Source organism: Stenotrophomonas chelatiphaga, assembly GCF_001431535.1.
Lineage (GTDB): Bacteria > Pseudomonadota > Gammaproteobacteria > Xanthomonadales > Xanthomonadaceae > Stenotrophomonas > Stenotrophomonas chelatiphaga.
Map to the genome: position 1 here is coordinate 49,614 of NZ_LDJK01000043.1, position 20,905 is coordinate 70,518.

The following is a 20,905-nucleotide window of genomic DNA, read 5'->3' on the forward strand; positions in this document are numbered from 1 at the left end:
GCATGAAAATCGTTGCGATCGCTTCGGGTGGAGGCCACTGGGAGCAGCTGATGTTGATGCGCCCGGCCTTTGCATCAGCAGATGTCCTGTATCTGACTACGCTCGACGGCCTTCCGCAACGAGCGGGAGTTGCGCAATACGGGTTACTCCACGAGTGCAATCGAAACCAGCTGAAACGTATCGGTTCCAATGTCTGGCGGCTGGCCAGGACGTTTCTTGAGTTCAAACCGGACGTTGTGGTCAGTACTGGTGCTCTACCGGGCCTGATTGCTCTGGCGCTAGCCAAGTACGTGTTCGGGGCGCGGACGATTTGGATCGACAGCATTGCCAACGGCGAACAGCTGTCCATGTCTGGCTCCTACGCGAAGAGGTTCGCTGACCTGACCCTGACGCAATGGGAGGAGGTCGCAGAAAAAGAGCGCGTGGAATTCAGGGGAGCTGTGCTTTGATTTTCGCGACCGTTGGAACCCAGATCCCATTCCCCCGCATGATCGAATCGGTTCGCTACGCTGCCGAACGCCTTGACATCGACATCGTTGCTCAGACGATCGATGTGGATTACGTGTATACACCGAAGGGCAGGTTGACCTGCGTAAAAACTGTGCATCCGCGCAAATTTCAGGATTTGGTAGCAGCTGCGGATATCATCGTATCTCACGCTGGTATCGGCTCGATAATCAGTGCCGCCACAGCAAGCAAGCCCATCATTCTGATGCCGCGCCAGTCGCAACTTTCCGAGCATAGAAATGATCATCAGGTGGACACGGCCAAGCGATTCGGATCCAGGCGAGGTATATACATCTTCAATGACGGGCCCGAATTGGTTGATGTCCTAACCGTGCCCTTAGTGCCGCTGGCCCCGATCGAGCCAGACATGTCTCCACTCATTGCAGGCATCAAGAGCTTTATCTGGAATGCGAGTTAACTCTCAACTAACCCATCGGACCGCAAGCTCAGCGATCGGCGTCAGCGCGTTATCTTCCACGACGCTCGGCTGCCTGCTGGTCGCCTCGGGTGTGTTTGCCATCGTCCTGCGCGTGGCAGGTAGCGTAACCGGAATTCCCTTGCTACGGGAGGCGCTGCCAGCCCAGGTCCTTTACCTCCTCCTTAATGGCTGCCTTGCGTTTCTGATGGTGCAGGGGGCGCGAACCCTGACCCGCTCCGGGCTGTTCGCTACGCTTGCCTATATATACCTCTTATCTCTGCTGGCGCTGCATCTGATTGCTTCGCCACCAGCCGGGCCCGAGGCATGGAATACGGGGCCCACTGAGCTGGCACGTGCGTTCGCGCTACATACGATGATGCTCACCGCCGTCCTTGTCAGTTCCAATGGGGCAGTCTCACCGAAGCAGGCCGTTCTCTGCTTCCGTCTCATCATAGCGACGGGCGTGTTCATGGTTGCAATGTCGTGTCTGCAGCTCGCTGGTTTCGCGCCCCACTTCTATTTCCAGTGGTATGGAAGCTCGCATTTGCCGCGGCCTACGGGCGGCTTGGAGCATCCGCACTTCTTCGCAGCCTACCTTGTTCTTGCGATCGCAGCATCGAAGTGGCTGCACATTGCAGGATACATGCGTACCACGTCGTACAGAGTTCTCTTTCTTGTCCTCGCAAGCGGCATCGTAATCTCGACATCGCGCGTAGGCGTACTTGCATTTGCCGCGTATCTCCTTGCGCAAGCTTTAGCTTCCAGCGGCACCATGACTCGGCTTGTGAAGCGAGTGAGCGCATTTTTTGCAGTCGTGGCACTCGCCGCTACCACTGCCGCTGCTATCTGGATGCTGCTACCTGACTCGGCAGCCGCCCATTACATGGAAGTGTTCGCGTCCGCGTTCATCTCATCGTTTTCCGGCGACGTCTCCGATGGCGAGTTCCTTCGAGGACGTGGCAGTAGGTGGAGTCATGAAATGGATCTGATTACTGCTGACCCGATTGCGATGCTGTTCGGCTACGGTCATCAGCCATTTGTCTCTCACAACCTCATCCTCAGACAGCTGCAGGTATCGGGAATTACGGGCACCGTCAGCTACCTCTTTCTATTGGGAGCTTTCCTGGCATCGATCGTCACCAGAGCGGACCAGAAGAGCCGACCGGTGGCCGTTGGCGTCACATCCTCGATGGTTCTTGCGTCATTGACCTTCCCGGTCTTTGTATCAGTAACAATAATTTCCGCTATATCTTTACTAATCGTGGCATCGCGCGCGTTGTATAGCCGTGATCGAATCGCCTAAGAACCAGGAAGGATGCCAGAGTTGAACATCAAGACCAGCCTGATCAAGGTCCTTGGCCCGTTGTCGGATGCAGCCGTTCGCCGTTTCGTTCTGCGTAAGCTGACTGCTGACGATAAGCGCGAGCAATCCAGCCATGTGGTGCTCGCGCCTTCATCCCGGGGAAATCTTGGTGATGAGGCAATGCTCACGTCGACGATAACGACCCTTCGTGCAATGTCCTCGTTACCCGTTACCGTGCTGTGTCACCGGACAGATGATGATTGGAGCCACATCGACCCCTCCATAACTCAAGTTAGTATCGAGGGGTTCTTTTCGCCAGCTCTTTGGGCGCACGCTTCGGACCAGCTCGTTTCCACACTGAAGCGGGCTAGAACATTCAGCGTCTTGGGCGCCGATATTATGGACGGCGCATATTCGAGCAGCCGAACGTTCCGACGCCTGTTGATGCTTGAGGTCGCCCTCAAGCTTGGAGTTGACGCGACAATTCTCGGATTCAGCTATTCGGACAAAGCCAATCCGGACAGCATGGCGTACTTGAGCCGCCTCGGGCCGAACGTGACCAAGTATGCTCGCGATCCACTCTCTTTTGAGAGGCTCCGTCGTATTTGCTCAGACCGACTAGAGCTTGTCGCGGATACCGCCTTCCTGCTCAGGCCCAGCGACTCCCTGTCTGAACAAATGGCAGTGCTCACCGGGAAGATCGCTGAGCTACGCACGCAAGGGAAAAAGATCATCGCGTTCAACGCCAATCCACTCGGCGCTGCGATGAGCGCAGGCGCCAAACGGGGCAACGAGTCGGTTTCCGGCCTCGACAGTCTGGTGCAGCGGAACGTTGAATCGATACTGAGGTCGGACCCGGCGATCCACCTGATAGCCATCTCTCATGACCCGCGCGAGCCCCACAGTGACGCGCGCGTACTGGAGGATGTCGCCGCGTCGTTGCCCGCCGACATCTCGGCGCGCTTCGTATTGGCCACACGTGGCATATCTGCCCGCGACGTTAAGCTGCTCTGTTCCATGACTGACCTGGTTGTGACAGGACGTATGCATATGGGAATCGCGGCCTTGGGCACGGCAACCCCCTGCTACTTCCTCGATTTCCAGGGCAAGGTGCGGGGTCTTCTCAGACACTTTGAAATCGAAGAAATGTGCTGCGACTGGGCAACCTACTCATCGCCAGAACTGTACTCCGAGCAGGTGACCAGGTTCCTGAAGGAATCACCTCATTACAAGGAAAAGCTAGCTGCGCGCTTGCCTAGCATCAAGCAACTGGCAGCCAAGAACTTTGAACGATTCAAGGATCAAGTGTGAAGACCGTCTATATAGCCTGGGCCGGCTTTCAGCGTCGTGCAGTATCAATGCAGGCATTAATGGGATTCAAGCTGTTTCATCTGCCCGCGGCACAGGGCGGCCCTCTGGTGAAGTTGGCTGGCTACATGAGGCAAGGTGCCAGTACGATCCGCATCTTGCGCAAAGAGAGGCCAGACATCGTCTGGATACAAGCTCCACCAAACTTCATCCCGCACCTGTTGATGATCACGCGGATCGTGACAGGAAAAAAATTCAAGATCCTGCTCGATTGTCATAATTCAGCGCTCAGATCACCTTGGATTGATACACCATTTTTTGCGCATAGCGCGAAGAGAGCCGATGCTGTGATCGTCCATAATGATGACATAGCGGCGAAGGCAAGCGATCTGTTGCTCGACGGAACCAATATAGTCGTCCTGGAGGACCCGCCGTCGACACTTCGCGTTGATTCAGCGTCCGGCGCGGTTGGCAACTATATTCTGGTTCCATGCTCGTTCGCTGACGACGAACCAGTTGACATGGTATTGGAAGCCGCCAGGCATGCACCCGGATTGCAATTCAAGATTACGGGAAGGCTTGAGAAAGCACGAGCCAAGGGATTGCTGAGCTCATGCCCGGAGAATGTTCAATTCACGGGATTTGTCTCAGAATCTGATTTTAATGACTTGCTGCGGCACGCGTCGGTAGTTCTCGGAATCACAACTTTCGAGGACATTCAGTTGAGCGTGGCGAACGAAGCAATCGGTGCTGGAAAGGCTCTCGTTCTTTCGGGCACAGGCACGCTGACCAGGATGTTCTCTGACTGTGCTGATTTTTTTGATAATACATCCTCTGACCTGATAACGGTTATGAAAAGCGCGATGGGCAACCGAAAGCGGCTGGAGGAGCGCAGCATCATTTCGGCGTCACAACGCGCCGAGTCATGGAAAGCACGCGTTGCGAGCGCCGGTTTTGTATCACAATGACGCTCGATGCCGTTGACTTGCAGCAGCACCCACTGCCCATTTCCAGAGCCTCTCGGCAGGACCAGCTCTTTCAGCCTGAAAGACGTCGCCCCGGACGCGCGGCCCAAATTTTCGAAGCATCTCCGACCCGGGGATCCATGACAGGTTGCGCGCTCACATGACGCCGCGCGCGGGAAGAATCAGGCAAGCCACGTCCCTGGTTGATCAATGCACCCACGCGGGTATTGCCATGGGGTGCATGGTCGCATTCGGACGTTGGCTGCATGTTGATGACTTCGGGGCCCTCATGGCGGGCTACGCTATCTGGTTCCTGGCCGAGTCCCTGCAACGATCAGCCATCCTGATTCCTGCAATAATCTCAATCTCCAAGCACGTTGACGCTGCCGGCGCGTATGCCACATGGTTCCGCGTCGGATTCATCGCAGTGGCAGCATCATCCGGACTTATGCTGGCCGGCGTGCCAGTCGCGCACTACTTCGGTGCCGAATATTGGCAGACGGCCCTTGTCGCAGGCGCAGTTTTCACCTTTACGGGCGGCATCAACTCGCTGGTGCGGCGCCTGTTTTTCCATTCCGCCGCGTACAAACATATTCTTATCGGTGACGGATTCGCCTTGCTGTTATTTGGCATCATCGCAACAGCGATCGTGTCATCTGCTGAAGGCGCAGGACTATCTGTCGCATCAGCGTTACTGACGTACGGTATTCTCTTCAGTGCCGCGCCCATGTTCTTGGCGCTCGCGGGCTGGAGACTGGTCTTCGCGGCACCTTTGCAGTTCAAGTCAATCCTGGCCGGCAACGGCGCGTTCATCAGGCAACTCTCTGCTGGCTCACTCGCCCAGTATCTATACAATAATGGCGTTCAGTTGTTGCTCGCCATCGTCTCGACCCCCATAGGCGTGGCGGCATTCAGCGCGTCCCGGACGATGGCGCGCCCGCTGTTCATTGTTACGTCTGCTTATTCGGACGCGGAGCGATCGCAGGCAGCGAAGCAGTTCGCTGCATCTGGGGCACCGGGGTTGGACCGCATGTTCTGGCCGATGATGCGTACACTGGCCTTGGTTTTTGGCCCCATCCTGATCATTTTCGCTGCGATCGCGCCATGGATGATGCACGTCGCATTTGACGGGAAGTACGACGACTACGCCATCCATTCAATTTTATGGATCGCTGCCTTGGCGCCGCAGATTTTTTCCTTTCCGTCGGACATCATTCTGACCACGCGCGGTGACTCTAGGCATCTGATGCGGTCGCGCTTTGAAGCAGCTGGTCTCTGCCTTCTCTTCTTCTTCGCTGGCTATCTTGTGATGTCGGACGTGCCGGTCGCCTGGGCTATAATCTCGATCATAGCGGCCCGGCTGTGGCTACTGGCGAGGAACAGTCTCCGCTACGCATCAACGCGCACCTCGAGCCCTTCAAACGAGAGCATGCAATGAAAGTCTGGCTTCAACGGTTGAAACGTCGCGCCCGCCCGGCAAAAAACATGGCCCAGGCCATTTCAGGATCCTGGTACGATTATGTCCGCTTTATCAAATATGGCGGATGGCGGCTCTCGAACAGTGATTCATCGGTCCGGAACTATCTGGCTGTCAAGGTATATCATCGCCTTGAGAAGAGCTTGAGCTTCCGCAACCGACGGGCAGGCTCTGGATGGGACGCCCTGCATGAACTACTCGGGATCGTAAAGGCAGCTGGCGCCGCGGATTCACGTGGTTTTCAAGACAAGGTGGCTGTGAACGTCCTCAGGACATTCGTCGACGAAAGTCCCGCCTTGGCAGCCACCGCCGCAACAGAGTCGGCGCTGAAATACATCGACAGCCTTCCCGCCTACCCCGAAGTTGGCGGTGGCTATCGTGAATTGACTTCCTCATCCCTGCTGAGTGGCCAACTGGACTCCCCTGAGAGCTTTTTCTACAGCAGGCATTCCGTTCGTGATTACTCCAGCCGGCCAGTCGCGCGCGAACAGATACTGCGAGCCGTCGAGTTGGCGAGCAAGAGCCCCTCTGTTTGCAGCCGCCAGGCATGGCATGTCTACGAGATATCAGACAGGGAAAAAATTGATCGCGCCCTGAAGTACCAGAACGGCAACAAAGGCTTTGGTCACGAGGTTCCGTGCCTGCTGATTGTAACTGCCGACCTGCGCGCATTCGATGCTGGCTACGAACGCAACCAGCCCTGGATCGATGGCGGAATGTTCGCTATGTCCCTGGTTTACGCCCTTCATTCTCTTGGCCTGGGCAGTTGTTGCTTGAACTGGAGCAGGACCCCCACTCAGGATCGTGCGTTCAGAAGCGAAGTTCCAATTTCGGCTGAGCATAGCGTGATCATGATGATTGCGTGCGGCTACCCGAATGACGAGTTTCGTGGCTGCGCTTCGGCCCGTCGCCCTGTTTCTGAAATACACACGAGGCTGTGACATTGCCAAAGGGAGCCGCCTTGAGTTTCCTCGCCCGCGTGAGCATGGCTTTGCTCATTGTCGTTTACACGTTCAACGCCAATGCGAATTCGGCGCAATGTGAATCCGTAGCTCCGGGTACTGTCGTAAAAGACGTCGAAACTACATCAGTCTACATGGATCGTCAGTCATCAGTAGTCGACGAAGCACGTAAAAAGCAGAACTCAATCGACGTTGCACCCATTGATCGTGCAGCCTTGCAAATCGCCGAGATGTCAAACAAATACGTGACTGGCGATGATTGCAGCGGAATGCGTGCGCTCCAGCTCCTCAGCCAATGGGCATCGCGCGATGGCTTATCCCATCCTGTCGGGTTTCAGGGCCAAGTGACGTCAATGCTCTATGGGATGTCGTTTGTGTCTTCGTTCGGCCAGAGCGCTGAACTTTGCAGAGATGCAGATTGCGACAGAACAAAGCGCTGGCTCGCGATGCTCGCAGATCAGTCCCTGACCTACTTCTCAGCTTCCGGCCGGAAGAGAAACAACCTCTTTTACTGGAGCTCCGCGTTTGCGGTTTTCGCAGGCCGGTATACAGGACGGAATGCGCTCTATGAACGCGGAAAGGCTGGGATCGCAGAGGGCTTCTCCCACATAGATGCGGATGGTTTTCCGTATGAAAATAGTCGTGGGAAGCGAGCGCTTTTTTACAACGCGTACGCGTTCACCGCTCTCACGTGGGGCGCGGCTGGTGTATCAAGAGACTGGATGCTAGAGCAGGCTGAAGCGAATCCGAACGTTGTGATACTGCAAACGCGATTGGATGACTATCGTGCCGGAAAGTATGATCACAGCTTTTACTCAACGTCCCAAGAGATCGTTCACTTCCCCTACTGGAAATTGCCATGGCAAGTCGCGGGGGCAGCCTCCACATCAGAGGCATGCAAAGCTATGGATAACTCGCTTCGGCACAAGGTACTTGGAGGCTCAACTTCGCTGATGTTGAGCAAGCTCTGGCATTTGCCCCAGTGCGCGACCGGCAATTAAAGCCTGCCGAGATCGCTGAGTTCTCGGGTCGAGCTCCACTCAGGCGCGGAGTGTCATCGGACACCGCGCCGAGGGCCGATGCTGCGCACGATACTCTAGTTTAGGTTACACTACTCGGCCAGCGCGCTCGTAGCTCAGCCGGATAGAGTAGTGGCTTCCGAAGCCATTGGTCGGGGGTTCGAATCCCTCCGGGCGCACCATCTCCCTCGCTTATCCCACCGTCCCAGGCTCACCGCCCGGACGCCGCGAACGGGCCCGCTGAAGGCCTGTTCAGCCACGGCAGCGACGCTTCACACCCCCTCCAACTCCCCTGCGACAGCATCGGCCTCCCACGGGCGCCTGCCCGCCTGCAGAGGAGTGGCATCGATGAACATCCTGCGTACCCCGCTTGCCCGGTCCCTGGCCGTAGCTGTCGCCTTCGCCATGGCCGTCCCCGCTTTCGCCGCACCTGCGGACAAGTGGAACGTCGAGCTCAAGGGCCGTTCCAAGGTCGATGGCGAGATCACCCTTGCGGTGAGGCCGGAAGCCGGTGAAGCCACCAACGTCGCCATCGCCATTCCGGCGGCCACCAATCATGAGGCGGCTGCGGTGTTGATCTCCAACGCGCTGTCGAAGGAGTTCGGCACAGGTGTCTACGCCATCAAGACTGATGACCTGGACGAGGTAGAGATCAAGGCTGTCAACGGCAACCGCGATTTCGATGTGATGGTCATACGTAACACCGCGGATGGTCTGGAGCTCAAGCTCGACCGCGATTGATCCGGGCGGCCCCTGCCTCTTGCGGGGGCCTGCCTTGAACCGCTGGCGCATTCCGCATCACGGCGTACCCGGGCGCGTCGCCTTCAGCTGCCGCCCTGTTCCCGCACTCCGTGTGCTGCACCGACCGTCTGCAACACCCACATGTGCAACTTTGCCCATGTACGCAGGGGCCCGTGACTGATTGGATGAACCTGCTGGCGACGAAGAGCGCCAGCCGGGATTCGCATCCTGATTTGAAGGCGGCATTTGGCTCTGTTTTGCCCTCTGGGCACGGCGGAGAATGCACTGCATCGCGCACCGAAACCATGGTGGGCGATGCGGGGGATCCCAGATCCGCCGGTCATTTTTGCTGCCTTCAACCGGTATGCGAACCCGCATCGCCCGCCACCTGACGCTTCGGCGCAGGTGGCCTCAAGCCTTGCGAGGTTCATCAATGGATACGCCGAATGAATCGCAATACCCCCTGAGCGCGAAGCGTCTGTACACGCTGATGGGCGACAGAATGCTCGATTTCCCGCCGCACTTCATCGAACGCCTGGAGCGGCGGTTGGAAGCGTTCGAAACCTCGCGCACCAACAAGCATCGCGTGGTCCATCTTCGCTTCGTTCCAGACGTCGGGCCCGACGCACCGCTGATCGGCAACAGGCCCCATGCAGATCTCCAACGTACCGCACAGGTCGCCGTGCCCATCCGCACGCTGCAGGGACTCGCGTCGATCTTCGAAATCCTGCATTCCGTGCACCTGGGCCGGCAGGACGGCCAGCCGGATAGCGGCCTGAGCGACCACTTGGTGGAAGGGCTCATCGTCTCTGGCCGCGCATTGGTCCGCTTGTCCGCAGATGCCATGTGGGGTACTGAATGACGCCCTATGAGCAGGCAAGGGCCCATCTGGCCAACCACCGTGCGGCCGATATGGCCGACTACCTGGACACCCGCCTGCACATGAGCCACTACGACGAGAGCACGTTCGCCCGCTCGTTGCTGCTGGTATCCGAGCTGCACGGAATGAGCCTCGTCGCCCACGCGTGCGGCCTCGACAGCGACGCCATGCGCCGGCAGCTGAACGGCACCCGCCCCTTGTATTTCGACAGCGTGCTGGGCGTGACACGTGCGTTGGGCATCCAGCTGCGGCTGGAAGCATCTGCCTGATCGCACCGCGTGCTGGCGGTTTCAATGGGGCTCTGGCCTGTATCCGCAGCTTGCCCATTCAAGTGCTTTCGGCGCGGGTCGTCAGCCCGCGTTGGGCCACATGACGGGCGCATCAAACGCTGCTCACCCGCAGTGGACTCGCACTTGTCCAAGGTGGTCCCCAACGGCACGGCATCTGTCCCGCCGTTCCAAACGACCACTCACACGGAGCACTATCTATGAGCACCCAGTCCAAGATCGAACACAGCCTCAACGACCTGATCGAGATCGCACGTGATGGTCAGAAGTTCTACAGCGAAGCCGCGACCAAGGTGAAGGACGCCGAGCTGGCTGCCCTGTTCACCCGCATCGCCGGCAGCAAGGCCGACATTGTCACCTCGCTGAGCGCCACCGTCGCCGCTACCGGTGGTGAGCCGGCAGAGCACGGCACCTTCGTCGGTTCGGTGCAGAAGATGTACGGCAACATCCGCGCCACCCTGGGCGACACCCAGTACGGCTACGTGGCCGAGCTGGAAGAGTCCGAAGATCGCCTGCTGAAGGCCTTCAAGGGTGTGCTGACCGACAACGACGTGCCGGCCCCGGTGCGCACCGAAGTCACCCGCCTGCTGCCGGAAGTGCAGGAGACCCATGCGGTCATGCGCGCCCGCAAGCATGCAATGAAGTCGTAAGACTTCAGTAAGCAGCTTTCTGAAAGCCGACGCTGCCTGGCAGCGTCGGCTTTTTTGTGGGTGATCTACCGCCCCCGCCCCATCACGGCACCCGCGCGCACACCCAGGCATTGACCTGCTGGCAGCCGGCTTTGCGCAGCGCTTCGGCACACGCATGCAACGTGCTGCCGGTGGTCATCACATCGTCCACCAGCACCACTGCCTGCGGCACCTCCCCCACGACACCGAACGCGCCATCCAGGTTGTGCCGGCGTGCATCGGCATTGCGCTCGGACTGCGGTGCGGTGGCGCGGATCCGTCGCAGGCCTTTCCAGCGCGGTGCGCCGATCAGGCGCGCCAGCTCCGCCGCCTGGTCGTAGCCGCGTTGCCGCAGGCGGCTGGGGTGGAGCGGCACAGCCACCAGCGGCGCCAGTGCCCACGGCGGTGGGTTGAGGGCCATCAGGTTGGCCATCAAACGTCCTGCGGCGAGGTCCGAATGAAATTTGTAGCGCAGCAGCAGCCCGGACACCGGGTCTTCGTAACGCAGGCTGGCCCAGCAGGCATCCAGCGGTGGTGGCGATTCTTCGCAGCGGAAGCAGAGCGCGTCCGCGTCTTCGTGCAAGGGAAGTGCGCAGCGCGCGCAGCCGTCGCTGTGCCAGGGGAGGGTCAGGCTGCAGGCACCGCAGAGTTCGTGGCCGCGTTCGCCGGGGTCGGCGCAGATCTGGCAGACCGGGGGCAGCAGGCTGCACAGCAGGCCGTTGGCGAGGGTGCGGAAGGTGGGCAGCGGCATGATGGGGATCAGGATGCGGCTGGTGGAGGGTGTCTGGTATCGGAGGATGGCGCGGGGTGGCGGGGGGATATGGCGTGCCTGTGACGACCAACGGTCGTCACCCACCGGGGGCGGCTGGATGACGGCCAGCGGCCGTCACTACCGTGCTCGCGACCAGCGGTCGTCACTACCGACCGGCGGTGGGGCGGGCTCACGGACCCGTTGGCGACGGTTTTGCTACGCTAGCCGCCCGTTCATCCGTAGTGCGCCCCGATGGCCCGTCCTGATCTGTTCGAGCGAATCCAGACCCTGCGCAGCAGCGCGGACAGCCTGCGTTCGGTTGCGCCGGTGCAGGCCGTGGGCCGCCGCGATGGCGTCCGCGTGGAGGTCGATGGCCATACGCTGACCAGCTTCCGCGGCAGCGATTACCTCGGCCTGGCGCAGCAGTTCGGCGTGGTCAACGCGCTGCAGGACGCCGTGGCGCGCGAAGGCGTCAACGGCGGCGCCGCGCCGGCCGCCGGTGGCCGCCATGCGCTGCACCAGGCGCTGGAAGCCGAGGCCGCCGAGTGGCTGGGCCATCCGCGCGCGTTGTTGTTCAGCAGTGCCTACCTGGCCAACCTGGCCGTGCAGCAGGTGCTGCTGTGCGAAGACGGCGACGTCTGCGCGCAGGACCAGCTCAACCATCCCAGCCTGCTTGATGCCACGGCATTGGCCGGTGCGCGCCTGCGCCGCTACCCGCACCTGGATACCGAAGGGGCGATGCGCCAGCTCAAGCATGCTGCCGAAGGCGCGGCGATGCTGGCGACCGATGCCGTGTTCTGCATCGATGGCGACAGTGCGCCGCTGCGTTCGTTGACGCTGGTCGCGCGCATGCAGCAGGCGCTGCTGTGCGTGGATGATACACATGGCATCGGCGTGCTCGGCGATGGCGGCCGTGGCAGCGTGTCGGCCGCCGGACTGGGCACCGCCGAGGTGCCGTTGCAGGTGTTCGCGCTGGATGCCGCACTCGGTGGCTCCGGCGCGCTGGTGGTCGGTGATGCCGCACTGCTGGAACATCTGGCCGCCACCGCGCGTCCCTATCTGTATTCCCCCGCGCTGTCGCCGGCATTGGCGGCGGCATCGCTGGAAGCGCTGCGCCTGGCGCGCCGCGATGACTGGCGCCGCGAGAAGCTGGTTGAACTGGTCGGCGTGTTCCGCAGCGCCGCGCGCGGTCACGGCCTGGGCCTGATGGCGGCCGAAACCCCGATCCAGTCGCTGTCCTTCGCCACCGACCAGCAGGCCATGGCGCTGGCGCAGAACCTGCAGCAGGCCGGCATGTGGGTTGGCACCGTTGCGGCCGGACTGACCGGCGATGGTGCCGCGCGCGTACGCGTCAGCCTGTCCGCCCTGCATGTGCCCGCGCAGGTGCAGGCGTTGGTGGATGCGATCGCGCGTGCGCGCGATGGCCTGCATGCCGGCACCTTGCTGCCGGCCGCTGCGCTGGCCTGATCCAGCACATGCATATCGCGGTCAGCGGTAGCGGCTCCGCGCTGGTCCTGATCCATGGCTGGGCGCTGCAGGGTGATGTCTTCGCGCCATTGGTGGAACGCCTTTCCAGCCAGTTCACCGTACACGTGGTGGACCTGCCCGGGCATGGCCGCAGCCGCGACGATGCCACCCCGCTGGAATGCGAACCGGTGGTGGCTGCCATTGCCGCGGCCACGCCGCCGGCGGTGTGGTGCGGGTGGTCGCTGGGCGGCCTGTTCGCGCTGCATGCCGCCGCCACCCGGCCGCAGGTGCAGGGGCTGGTGATGCTGGCCTCGTCGCCCCGCTTCGTGCGTGATGACAGCTGGCCGCATGCGGTGCCGGCACCGGTGTTCGCGCAGTTCGCACGTGACCTGGCCGACGACTTCCCGGCCACCGTGGATCGCTTCCTTGCACTGGACCTGATGAACACAGACCCGGCACGCGCCGATCTGCGCGGCCTGCGCCAACACCTGCTGGACGCCGGCGCGCCGGACCCGCGCGTGCTGGAAGAAGGCGCGCGGCTGCTGCAGTCGGCAGAACTGCGCGCTGTGTTGCCGTCGTTGCGCACGCCCAGCCTGTGGTTGCCCGGCCACCGCGATCGGCTGGTGCCACCGGCCGCCGCACATGCCGCAGCAGCATCGTGCCCGGCCGATTCGGCGAGCGCGCAGACCATCGCCCATGGCGGCCATGCGCCGTTCCTCGGCCAGGCCGACGAGGTTGCCGCGCAGCTGCAACACTTCATCACGGCGCAGGTAGTGACGGCCGCTGGCCGTCAAACCACAATGCCTTAGTGACGGCCGCTGGCCGCCGATCGACACTGCTGGATTGACGGCCAACGCCCCCCGCAACAGAAGGTGGACTGACATGGATCTGGGAATCGCCGGCCGCTGGGCCCTGGTGTGTGGCGCGAGCAAGGGCCTTGGCCTGGGCTGCGCGCGTGCATTGGCGGCCGAAGGCGTGAACGTGGTCATCGTCGCCCGTGGCGAACAGGCCCTGCAGCAGGCCGCCGATGCCCTGCGCACGCTGCCCGGCGCCGGCCAGGTGGTCGCGGTGGCGGCCGATGTCACCACCGATGCCGGCCGTGCCACGGCACTGGCTGCCTGCCCGCAGGTTGACATCCTGGTCACCAACGCTGGCGGCCCGCCGGCCGGGGACTTCCGCCAGTTCGAGCGCGATGACTGGATCGCCGCACTGGATGCCAACATGCTCGCGCCGATCGCGCTGATCCGCGCCACCGTGGACGGCATGATCGCGCGCGGTTTCGGCCGCATCGTCAACATCACCTCCTCGTCGGTGAAGGCGCCGATCGACATCCTGGCGCTGTCCAACGGTGCGCGTTCCGGGCTGACCGGCTTCGTCGCCGGGCTGGCGCGGCGCACGGTGTCGGCCAACGTCACCGTCAACAACCTGCTGCCGGGCCAGTTCGACACCGACCGCCTGCGCGGCAACTTCGCCTTCCTGGCAAAGCAGCAGGAGGCCGATGCGGAGGCCATCGCCGAGCAGAAACGCCGCCACATTCCCGCCGGGCGCTTTGGCCAGCCGGATGAGTTCGGCGCGGCCTGCGCGTTTCTGTGCAGTGCACAGGCCGGCTACCTCACCGGGCAGAACCTGCTGATCGACGGCGGCGCCTACCCGGGCACCTTCTGACGCCGCACCCCGCAGCACCGAGAACCGCATGAACCAGCGTACCGATCCCCGTCCCGATCCCCGCCATGTGCGCCGCGCGTTTTCCCGCGCCGCCGCCACCTACGATGCGGCCGCCGCGCTGCAGCGTGAAGTGCAGCAGCGCCTGATGGAATCGCTGGAGTACCTGGAAGCCCGCGTGCCGGACGTGGTGCTGGATGTGGGCGCGGGCACCGGCCACGCCAGTGCGTTGATGAAGAAGCGCTGGCCGAAGGCGCAGGTGATCGCGCTGGACGTGGCCGAACCGATGCTGGCGCAGGCCAAGCGCCAGGCCGGCTGGTGGAAGCCGTTCCAGCGCGTATGCGCCAGCGCCACCGCGCTGCCGCTGGCCGACAACAGCGTGGATGTGATCTTCAGCAATCTGTGCCTGCAGTACGTGGATGACCTGCCGGCGGTGTTCGCCGGCTTCCGCCGCGTGCTGAAGCCCGGTGGCCTGCTGCTGTGTTCCACCTACGGGCCGGAGACGCTGATCGAACTGGCCGAGGCCTTCCACGCCGCCGACGAGCAGCCGCACGTGAGCCGCTTCGCACCCATCGCCCAGTTCGGCGATGCGTTGATGATGGCCGGCTTCCGCGATCCGGTCCTGGATCGCGATCTGTTCACCCTGACCTACGACGACCTGCCGGCGCTGATGGCCGAGCTGCGGGCGCTGGGCGCGACCAACGCGCGGCTGGATCGCCGTCGTGCGCTGACCGGGCCGGGACGCTTCAAGGCGGCGGCCGCGGCATACGAACCGATGCGGCGCGCCGACGGCAAGCTGCCCAGCAGCTGGGATGTGATCTATGCCCACGCATGGGCGCCGCAGGCCGGCGCGCCGATCCGCGAACAGGGCCAGGACATCGCGGCCGTGCCGCTGTCGGCGATCCCGATCCGCCGCCGGCCGGGGTGAGGGCCTTCTTTGGCGGGTGACGACCGTTCTTGGTGGGTGACAACCGTCCTTGGTGGGTGACGACCGTCCTTTGGTGGGTGACGACCGTTGGTCGTCACGCTCCTGGCATCAGCAAGGATCGAGGCAGAAGCCGTGACGACCAACGGTCGTCACCCACCAGTAGCGGGTCGTCACCCACCAGTAGCGAGTCGTCACCCACCAGAAGCGGGTCGTCACCCACTCGCCTGCATGAACAGGTCGCGGTGGAAGAAATAGATTTCCTGCGCCAGGAAACGCCAGCTGGTGTGGAAACTGCGGAAGCGCGTGCTCGGCGTGGACGAGGCCAGTGCATCGATGCCCATCGCACGGCTCAGCCGCAGCGCGCGTGCCATGTGCAGCGGATCGCTGACGATGATCACCCGGTGCAGCTCGTGCTGGTCCATCAGCCGCTTGGCTTCGACCAGGTTCTGCACGGTGTTGCGTGACTGCGTTTCGATCAGGATCGCCTTCGCCGGTACGCCCTGCTTCAAGGCATAGCGCCGTGCCACCTGCGATTCGGAAAAGCGCGCACCGCTGCCGCCATAGCCGCCGGTGAAGATCAGCAGCGGCGCATAGCCGGCTTCGTACAGGTCAAGTCCGTGGCGGATGCGCTCCTGGAACACCGGCGACGGCTTGGCGTCATAGGCGGCGGCACCGAGCACGATGATCGCATCGGCCTTGGCCGCCTGGTCGCGCTCGCCGATCCACATGATCCAGCCGGTCACGCCCAGCAGCCACACCAGCACCAGCACGAACAGGCGCCACATCCAGCCCAGCAGGCCGACACGGTGGCGGCTCATGCGGCCGACCACGGCAATGCGTCGATATCCACGTTGCCGCCGGACAGCACCAGTCCCACGCGCAGGCCGGCGAAGCGCTGCGGCTGCGCCAGTACCGCGGCCAGGGCAATCGCCGACGACGGTTCCACAGTCTGCTTGAGCACCTGCCACAGCAGGCGCATGGCGGCCACGGTGGCGGCATCGTCAACCACGATCACCTCCGCCCCGGCAGCCTGCAGCAGCTGGAAATTAGGCGCGCCGAGCGTGCCGCGCAGGCCATCGCAGACCGTATCGGGCACGAAGTCGATGCGACGCTCACCCGCCTGCAGCGAGCGCGCGGTGTCGGCGGCACCGGCCGGTTCGGCCAGTACCAGGCGGGTATGCGGGGACACCTGCTGCAGCGCCAGCGCGGTACCAGCGGCGAGCCCACCCCCGCCCACCGGCACCACCACCACGTCGAAGGGACCTTCGGCCTGCAGCAGCTCCAGCACGGCGGTGCCCTGCCCGGCAATCACCGCCGCGTCGGCATACGGGTGCACCAGGGTGGCACCGGTATCGGCCTGGACCTGGGCGCACACCGCCTCACGCGCGGCGATGGTCGGCGCGCAGCGCCACAGCGTGGCGCCGTGGCGGGCGATGTTGGCCAGCTTGGCGGCCACCGCGCCGTCGGGCACCACCACATGGCAGGCGATCCCGCGGGTGCGCGCGGCCAGCGCCAACGCAGCGCCGTGGTTGCCGGAAGAATGGGTCACTACCCCGGCCGGTGCCCGGTCGGCGGACAGCGACCACACCGCGTTGCAGGCGCCGCGGAACTTGAACGCGCCGCTGCGCTGCAGGTGTTCCGCCTTGAAGGCCAGCTGCGCGCCGGCCAGCGCATCGAGCGTCTGCGAGCGCAGTACGGGCGTCACTGCCGCATGCGGCGCGATCCGCGCGGCGGCTTCAAGTACAGCTTGGGCGGGGGGTGGTAGCGCCTCGTTCATCTGCAAAGATTAACGTATGCCCCTACCCGCTCGCAGCGCCTGCAGCTGTCGATATCGGGTCGATTGCCAACCATTCATGCTTGGGGGGTGCGGATTTAGCGGCGATTCAATGCGAAAGGCTAAGCTGGAGTCCTCACCCTAGGGGGCCGTGTCATGAAGATGCGCTTGATGGTTGCCGGAGGCCTGCTGTTGGCTTTGTCCGGCTGCGCCACGTACGACTATGTCGGCGGCGGTGGCGGTGGTGGCGGCAGTGGCTATTACCACGGCGCGCCTTCCACGGAATACCGCTATCCGGCGGGCTATCCGTATGGCTACGGCGGCAGCCCCTATGGTTACGGCAGCGGCTACTACGGCGGTGGCTACTACGGTGGCGGCTATGGCTACGGCTACCCGGTCTATCGTCCCTACCCGAATTACCGGCCGCCGCATCATGGCCACCGTCCGCCAGGCAATCGTCCGCCGCCGGACCGTCCGCGTCCGCCCACTACCCGCCCGCCCGGCAACAACGGCGGCGGCTCACCATGGCGCAACCTGGATGGCAACACGCGTCCATCGCGTCCGCCGCAGGGCATGAACCGTCCGCAGCCGCAGCAGCAGGTACGCCCTTCAGCGCCGCCACGCCCGGCGTCGGCGCCGCGTCCCAGTGGTTCGCCGTGGCGAAACTTGAACCGCTCCACAGAACGACAGCAGGAGCGGTGATCGGCTCTTGAACCTTCTGTCAGGAAGGTTCAAAGTAGGCCCGGATTGACCCGCCGCGTCCAAAAGTGACAAAGTCGACGCAGCCGGTCATACGATCTACGTCGATATCCGCCAGGAACATCTGGATCCCCCCTGTTCCGGCCCTGTCGGATGTCGGCACCTAAAAAGACAAGGCCCCGCGCAAGCGGGGCCTTGTTGTTTCAGCGGTTGTTGCAGGTGGAACGGCCTTGCTCCGGTGTCCCGGAAAAAAACAGGGCCGGACAGTCCCCCGACTGCCGGCCCTACGCTTCCCCAATGTGCATCTGGACCAGCCCCTGTTCCAATTCCGGTCCGTAGCGCCAATGGCGCCGATCACGCTGGGTGCTATGGATATATCTGCAGGTTCCATGCCAACTTTAGGGTCGATTCACGAATCTGCGCGGGTTTCTTTCCGGCAGGCGGCGAAAGGAATCTGACCCCGGCTGCGATTGGCGCTAAAATCGCCACCCTCCAAGGCGCCTGCGCCTTCCCAACCGATGGCTGCGGCCACCCCCTGCGTTCCCCATGACCGACTCCTTCCATCGTTACGACGTCATCGTCATCGGCGGCGGCCACGCCGGCACCGAAGCGGCCCTGGCCGCGGCACGCGGTGGCGCGCGCACCCTGCTGCTCACCCACAACATCGAAACCGTGGGCGCGATGAGCTGCAACCCGGCGATCGGCGGCATCGGCAAGGGCCACCTGGTCAAGGAAATCGATGCGTTGGGCGGGGCGATGGCACATGCCGCCGACCGCGCCGGCATCCAGTGGCGCACCTTGAACGCGTCCAAGGGACCGGCGGTGCGCGCCACCCGCTGCCAGGCCGACCGCAACCTGTATCGGATGGCGATCCGCGCCATCGTGGAAGCGCAGCCGAACCTGACCGTGTTCCAGGCCGCCGTGGATGACCTGGTCATCGAAGGCGACCAGGTGCGTGGCGTGCTCACCCAGACCGGCCTGCGCTTCGACGCGGCGGCGGTGGTGCTGACCGCCGGTACCTTCCTGGCCGGCAAGATCCACGTCGGGCCGACCCAGTACGCCGCCGGCCGCATGGGCGACCCGCCGGCCACCACGCTGGCCGCGCGCCTGCGTGAACGCCCGTTCCAGGTGGACCGGCTGAAGACCGGCACCCCGCCGCGCATCGACGGGCGTTCGCTGGATTACAGCGTGATGGACGAACAGCCTGGTGACGAGCCGCGGCCGGTGATGTCCTTCCTGGGCTCGGTGGATGAGCATCCGCCGCAGGTCAGCTGCTGGATCACCCACACCAGCGCGCGTACCCACGACATCATCCGCGAGTCGCTGCACCGCTCGCCGCTGTACAGCGGGCAGATCGAGGGCATCGGCCCGCGTTACTGCCCGTCCATCGAAGACAAGGTGGTGCGCTTTGCCGAAAAGGAAAGCCACCAGATCTTCGTCGAACCCGAAGGCCTGGGCATCGTGGAGATCTACCCCAACGGCATTTCCACCTCGCTGCCCTTCGATGTGCAGCTGGCGATGGTGCGCAGCATCCGCGGCTTCGAGCACGCGCATATCACCCGTCCCGGCTACGCCATCGAATACGACTACTTCGATCCGCGCGGGCTGAAGGCATCGCTGGAAACCAAGACCGTGGGCGGGCTGTTCTTCGCCGGCCAGATCAACGGCACCACCGGCTACGAAGAGGCGGCCGCGCAGGGCCTGCTGGCCGGCCTGAATGCCGCCCGCCAGGTGCGTGGGCTGGACGGCTGGTGCCCGCGCCGCGATGAGGCCTACCTGGGCGTGCTGGTGGACGACCTGATCACCCACGGCACCACCGAGCCGTACCGCATGTTCACCAGCCGCGCCGAATACCGGCTGCAGCTGCGCGAAGACAACGCCGACCAGCGCCTGACCCCGGTCGGCCGCGAGATGGGCCTGGTGGACGACCGCCGCTGGGCGGCGTTCGAGACCAAGCAGGCCGCGGTGGGCGCTGAAAGTGCCCGCCTGCGCGCGGTCTGGGCCACGCCGGGCAATGCACTGGGGCGCGAAGTGGAACAGGTGCTGGGCGTGGCGGTGAGCCGCGAAACCAACGTGCTGGACCTGATCAAGCGCCCGGAACTGGACTACGCCAAGCTGATGCAGGTGCCCTCGCTGGGCCCGGGCGTGGACGATGCCAAGGTGGCCGAGCAGGTGGAGATCGGCGTCAAGTACGCCGGCTACCTGGACCGCCAGCGCGAGGAGATCGAGCGCCAGCAGCGGCACGAATCCACGCCGATCACCGAGGGCTTCGATTATGCGATCGTGCGCGGGTTGTCGGCCGAGGCGCTGCAGAAACTGGAGCGCGTGCGGCCGCAGACCATCGGCCAGGCGCAGCGCATCCCCGGCATGACCCCGGCGGCGATTTCGCTGCTGCTGGTGCATCTGGAACGTTCGCGCCGCGGCCGCGTGGCCTAGGTCGGCGGGCCTGCGATCCGCTGCGCTCGCCGAGCATGGCTCGGCGCTACCGTTACCAGCCGAGGCTCGCTCGGCGCTACCCTTTCTGCCGGGCAGGGCCCGGCGCTATACCGGAGAAGCCGATGAACCCGCTGCGCCCCTTCCGCGACAAGATGCCGGTGCTCGGCGCGCGTGCCTACGTCGATCCTGCCTGCACGATCATCGGTGATGTGGAAATCGGCGAGGACGCATCGGTCTGGCCGGGCACGGTGATCCGCGGTGACGTCAACTTCGTGCGCATCGGCGCGCGCACCAACGTGCAGGACGGCACCATCATCCACGTCAGCCACCACAGCCCGTTCAACAAGGCCGGCTTTCCCACGCTGATCGGCGAAGGCGTGACGGTCGGCCATGGCTGCATCATCCATGCGTGCAGCATCGGCGACTACAGCCTGATCGGCATGGGCGCCTGCATCCTCGATGGCGCGCGGGTGGAGAAGCATGGCTTCGTCGGTGCCGGTGCGGTGGTGGGCCCGGGCAAAGTGGTGGGTGAAGGCGAACTGTGGCTGGGCAACCCCGCACGCCCGGCACGCATGCTGAAAGACAGCGAGATCGAAGCGCTGCACTATTCTGCCGCCCACTACGTGCGGCTGAAGGACGAGTACCTGGGCTGA

General features: G+C 63.3%; 22 protein-coding genes and 1 tRNA gene. 20 read left to right on the plus strand and 3 right to left on the minus strand.

Annotation, left to right across the window (positions count from 1 at the left end; all coding sequences use genetic code 11):
• Positions 1–2: 2 nt before the first annotated feature.
• The 13 genes from ABB28_RS10195 (at position 3) to ABB28_RS10240 (ending at position 10,517) form a co-directional block, all read left to right on the plus strand.
• Positions 3–449, plus strand: coding sequence for a hypothetical protein (locus tag ABB28_RS10195; protein ID WP_057508521.1), 447 nt, complete (start codon positions 3–5; stop codon positions 447–449).
• 38 nt (positions 450–487) lie between these two features.
• Entirely contained in the window at positions 488–925 is a 438-nt protein-coding gene (locus ABB28_RS10200) for a glycosyltransferase (protein WP_161809866.1), read from the plus strand.
• Positions 915–2,228: a hypothetical protein gene (locus ABB28_RS10205; protein WP_152983446.1), complete on the plus strand. Its 1,314-nt coding sequence runs from the start codon at positions 915–917 to the stop codon at positions 2,226–2,228. The genes ABB28_RS10200 and ABB28_RS10205 overlap by 11 nt, the downstream gene beginning before the upstream one ends.
• A 21-nt stretch (positions 2,229–2,249) precedes the next feature.
• Positions 2,250–3,539 (plus strand): polysaccharide pyruvyl transferase family protein, encoded by a 1,290-nt coding sequence (locus ABB28_RS10210; protein WP_161809867.1) that lies wholly within the window; start codon positions 2,250–2,252, stop codon positions 3,537–3,539.
• Positions 3,536–4,504 (plus strand): glycosyltransferase family protein, encoded by a 969-nt coding sequence (locus tag ABB28_RS18010; RefSeq protein ID WP_152983447.1) that lies wholly within the window; start codon positions 3,536–3,538, stop codon positions 4,502–4,504. Before ABB28_RS10210 ends, ABB28_RS18010 begins: the two co-directional genes overlap by 4 nt.
• Positions 4,505–4,661: 157 nt before the next feature.
• Positions 4,662–5,939, plus strand: coding sequence for a lipopolysaccharide biosynthesis protein (locus ABB28_RS10215; protein WP_057508525.1), 1,278 nt, complete (start codon positions 4,662–4,664; stop codon positions 5,937–5,939).
• A complete protein-coding gene (locus ABB28_RS17755; RefSeq protein WP_083491992.1) occupies positions 5,936–6,919 on the plus strand; it encodes a nitroreductase family protein in 984 nt (327 codons plus the stop codon). Before ABB28_RS10215 ends, ABB28_RS17755 begins: the two co-directional genes overlap by 4 nt.
• Positions 6,920–6,939: 20 nt before the next feature.
• A complete protein-coding gene (locus ABB28_RS17760) occupies positions 6,940–7,941 on the plus strand; it encodes an alginate lyase family protein (RefSeq protein ID WP_152983448.1) in 1,002 nt (333 codons plus the stop codon).
• A gap of 123 nt (positions 7,942–8,064) precedes the next feature.
• Positions 8,065–8,141: transfer RNA gene (locus ABB28_RS10220), tRNA-Arg, on the plus strand.
• A 166-nt stretch (positions 8,142–8,307) separates the two neighbouring features.
• Positions 8,308–8,700: a hypothetical protein gene (locus ABB28_RS10225; protein ID WP_057508526.1), complete on the plus strand. Its 393-nt coding sequence runs from the start codon at positions 8,308–8,310 to the stop codon at positions 8,698–8,700.
• A 433-nt stretch (positions 8,701–9,133) separates the two neighbouring features.
• A complete protein-coding gene (locus ABB28_RS10230) occupies positions 9,134–9,562 on the plus strand; it encodes a hypothetical protein (RefSeq protein ID WP_057508527.1) in 429 nt (142 codons plus the stop codon).
• A complete protein-coding gene (locus tag ABB28_RS10235) occupies positions 9,559–9,849 on the plus strand; it encodes a helix-turn-helix domain-containing protein (RefSeq protein ID WP_057508528.1) in 291 nt (96 codons plus the stop codon). Before ABB28_RS10230 ends, ABB28_RS10235 begins: the two co-directional genes overlap by 4 nt.
• 218 nt (positions 9,850–10,067) lie before the next feature.
• Positions 10,068–10,517: a PA2169 family four-helix-bundle protein gene (locus tag ABB28_RS10240; RefSeq protein WP_057508529.1), complete on the plus strand. Its 450-nt coding sequence runs from the start codon at positions 10,068–10,070 to the stop codon at positions 10,515–10,517.
• An 82-nt stretch (positions 10,518–10,599) separates the two neighbouring features.
• Here the strand turns inward: ABB28_RS10240 and ABB28_RS10245 are convergent, their stop codons facing one another.
• Positions 10,600–11,286: a ComFC family protein gene (locus tag ABB28_RS10245; RefSeq protein ID WP_057508530.1), complete on the minus strand. Its 687-nt coding sequence runs from the start codon at positions 11,284–11,286 to the stop codon at positions 10,600–10,602.
• A 252-nt stretch (positions 11,287–11,538) separates the two neighbouring features.
• Between ABB28_RS10245 and ABB28_RS10250 the strand changes: the two genes are divergently transcribed.
• The 4 genes from ABB28_RS10250 to bioC all read left to right on the plus strand — a co-directional run bounded on the left by ABB28_RS10250 (position 11,539) and on the right by bioC (position 15,343).
• Positions 11,539–12,753 carry an aminotransferase class I/II-fold pyridoxal phosphate-dependent enzyme gene (locus ABB28_RS10250; protein WP_057508531.1) on the plus strand — a complete coding sequence of 405 codons (1,215 nt, stop codon included), beginning with the start codon at positions 11,539–11,541 and terminating at the stop codon, positions 12,751–12,753.
• A gap of 8 nt (positions 12,754–12,761) precedes the next feature.
• Positions 12,762–13,562 carry a pimeloyl-ACP methyl ester esterase BioH gene (gene bioH / locus ABB28_RS10255; protein WP_057508532.1) on the plus strand — a complete coding sequence of 267 codons (801 nt, stop codon included), beginning with the start codon at positions 12,762–12,764 and terminating at the stop codon, positions 13,560–13,562.
• Between the two features lie 73 nt (positions 13,563–13,635).
• Positions 13,636–14,418, plus strand: coding sequence for an SDR family oxidoreductase (locus ABB28_RS10260; protein ID WP_057508533.1), 783 nt, complete (start codon positions 13,636–13,638; stop codon positions 14,416–14,418).
• Positions 14,419–14,446: 28 nt separating this feature from the next.
• The gene (bioC, locus tag ABB28_RS10265) at positions 14,447–15,343 is read left to right on the plus strand and encodes a malonyl-ACP O-methyltransferase BioC (protein WP_057508534.1); all 897 of its coding nucleotides are present in this window, start codon (positions 14,447–14,449) and stop codon (positions 15,341–15,343) included.
• Between the two features lie 212 nt (positions 15,344–15,555).
• Here bioC and ABB28_RS10270 read toward each other — a convergent pair whose 3' ends face one another.
• Entirely contained in the window at positions 15,556–16,161 is a 606-nt protein-coding gene (locus ABB28_RS10270) for a YdcF family protein (protein WP_057508535.1), read from the minus strand.
• Positions 16,158–17,120 (minus strand): pyridoxal-phosphate dependent enzyme, encoded by a 963-nt coding sequence (locus ABB28_RS10275; RefSeq protein WP_057508536.1) that lies wholly within the window; start codon positions 17,118–17,120, stop codon positions 16,158–16,160. Before ABB28_RS10275 ends, ABB28_RS10270 begins: the two co-directional genes overlap by 4 nt.
• A gap of 153 nt (positions 17,121–17,273) precedes the next feature.
• Between ABB28_RS10275 and ABB28_RS10280 the strand changes: the two genes are divergently transcribed.
• The 3 genes from ABB28_RS10280 to ABB28_RS10290 all read left to right on the plus strand — a co-directional run bounded on the left by ABB28_RS10280 (position 17,274) and on the right by ABB28_RS10290 (position 20,905).
• Positions 17,274–17,819 (plus strand): hypothetical protein, encoded by a 546-nt coding sequence (locus ABB28_RS10280; protein ID WP_057508537.1) that lies wholly within the window; start codon positions 17,274–17,276, stop codon positions 17,817–17,819.
• Between the two features lie 543 nt (positions 17,820–18,362).
• The gene (gene mnmG / locus ABB28_RS10285) at positions 18,363–20,252 is read left to right on the plus strand and encodes a tRNA uridine-5-carboxymethylaminomethyl(34) synthesis enzyme MnmG (RefSeq protein ID WP_057508538.1); all 1,890 of its coding nucleotides are present in this window, start codon (positions 18,363–18,365) and stop codon (positions 20,250–20,252) included.
• A 122-nt stretch (positions 20,253–20,374) separates the two neighbouring features.
• On the plus strand, positions 20,375–20,905 hold the full coding sequence (locus tag ABB28_RS10290) for a gamma carbonic anhydrase family protein (protein ID WP_057508539.1): 531 nt from the start codon (positions 20,375–20,377) through the stop codon (positions 20,903–20,905).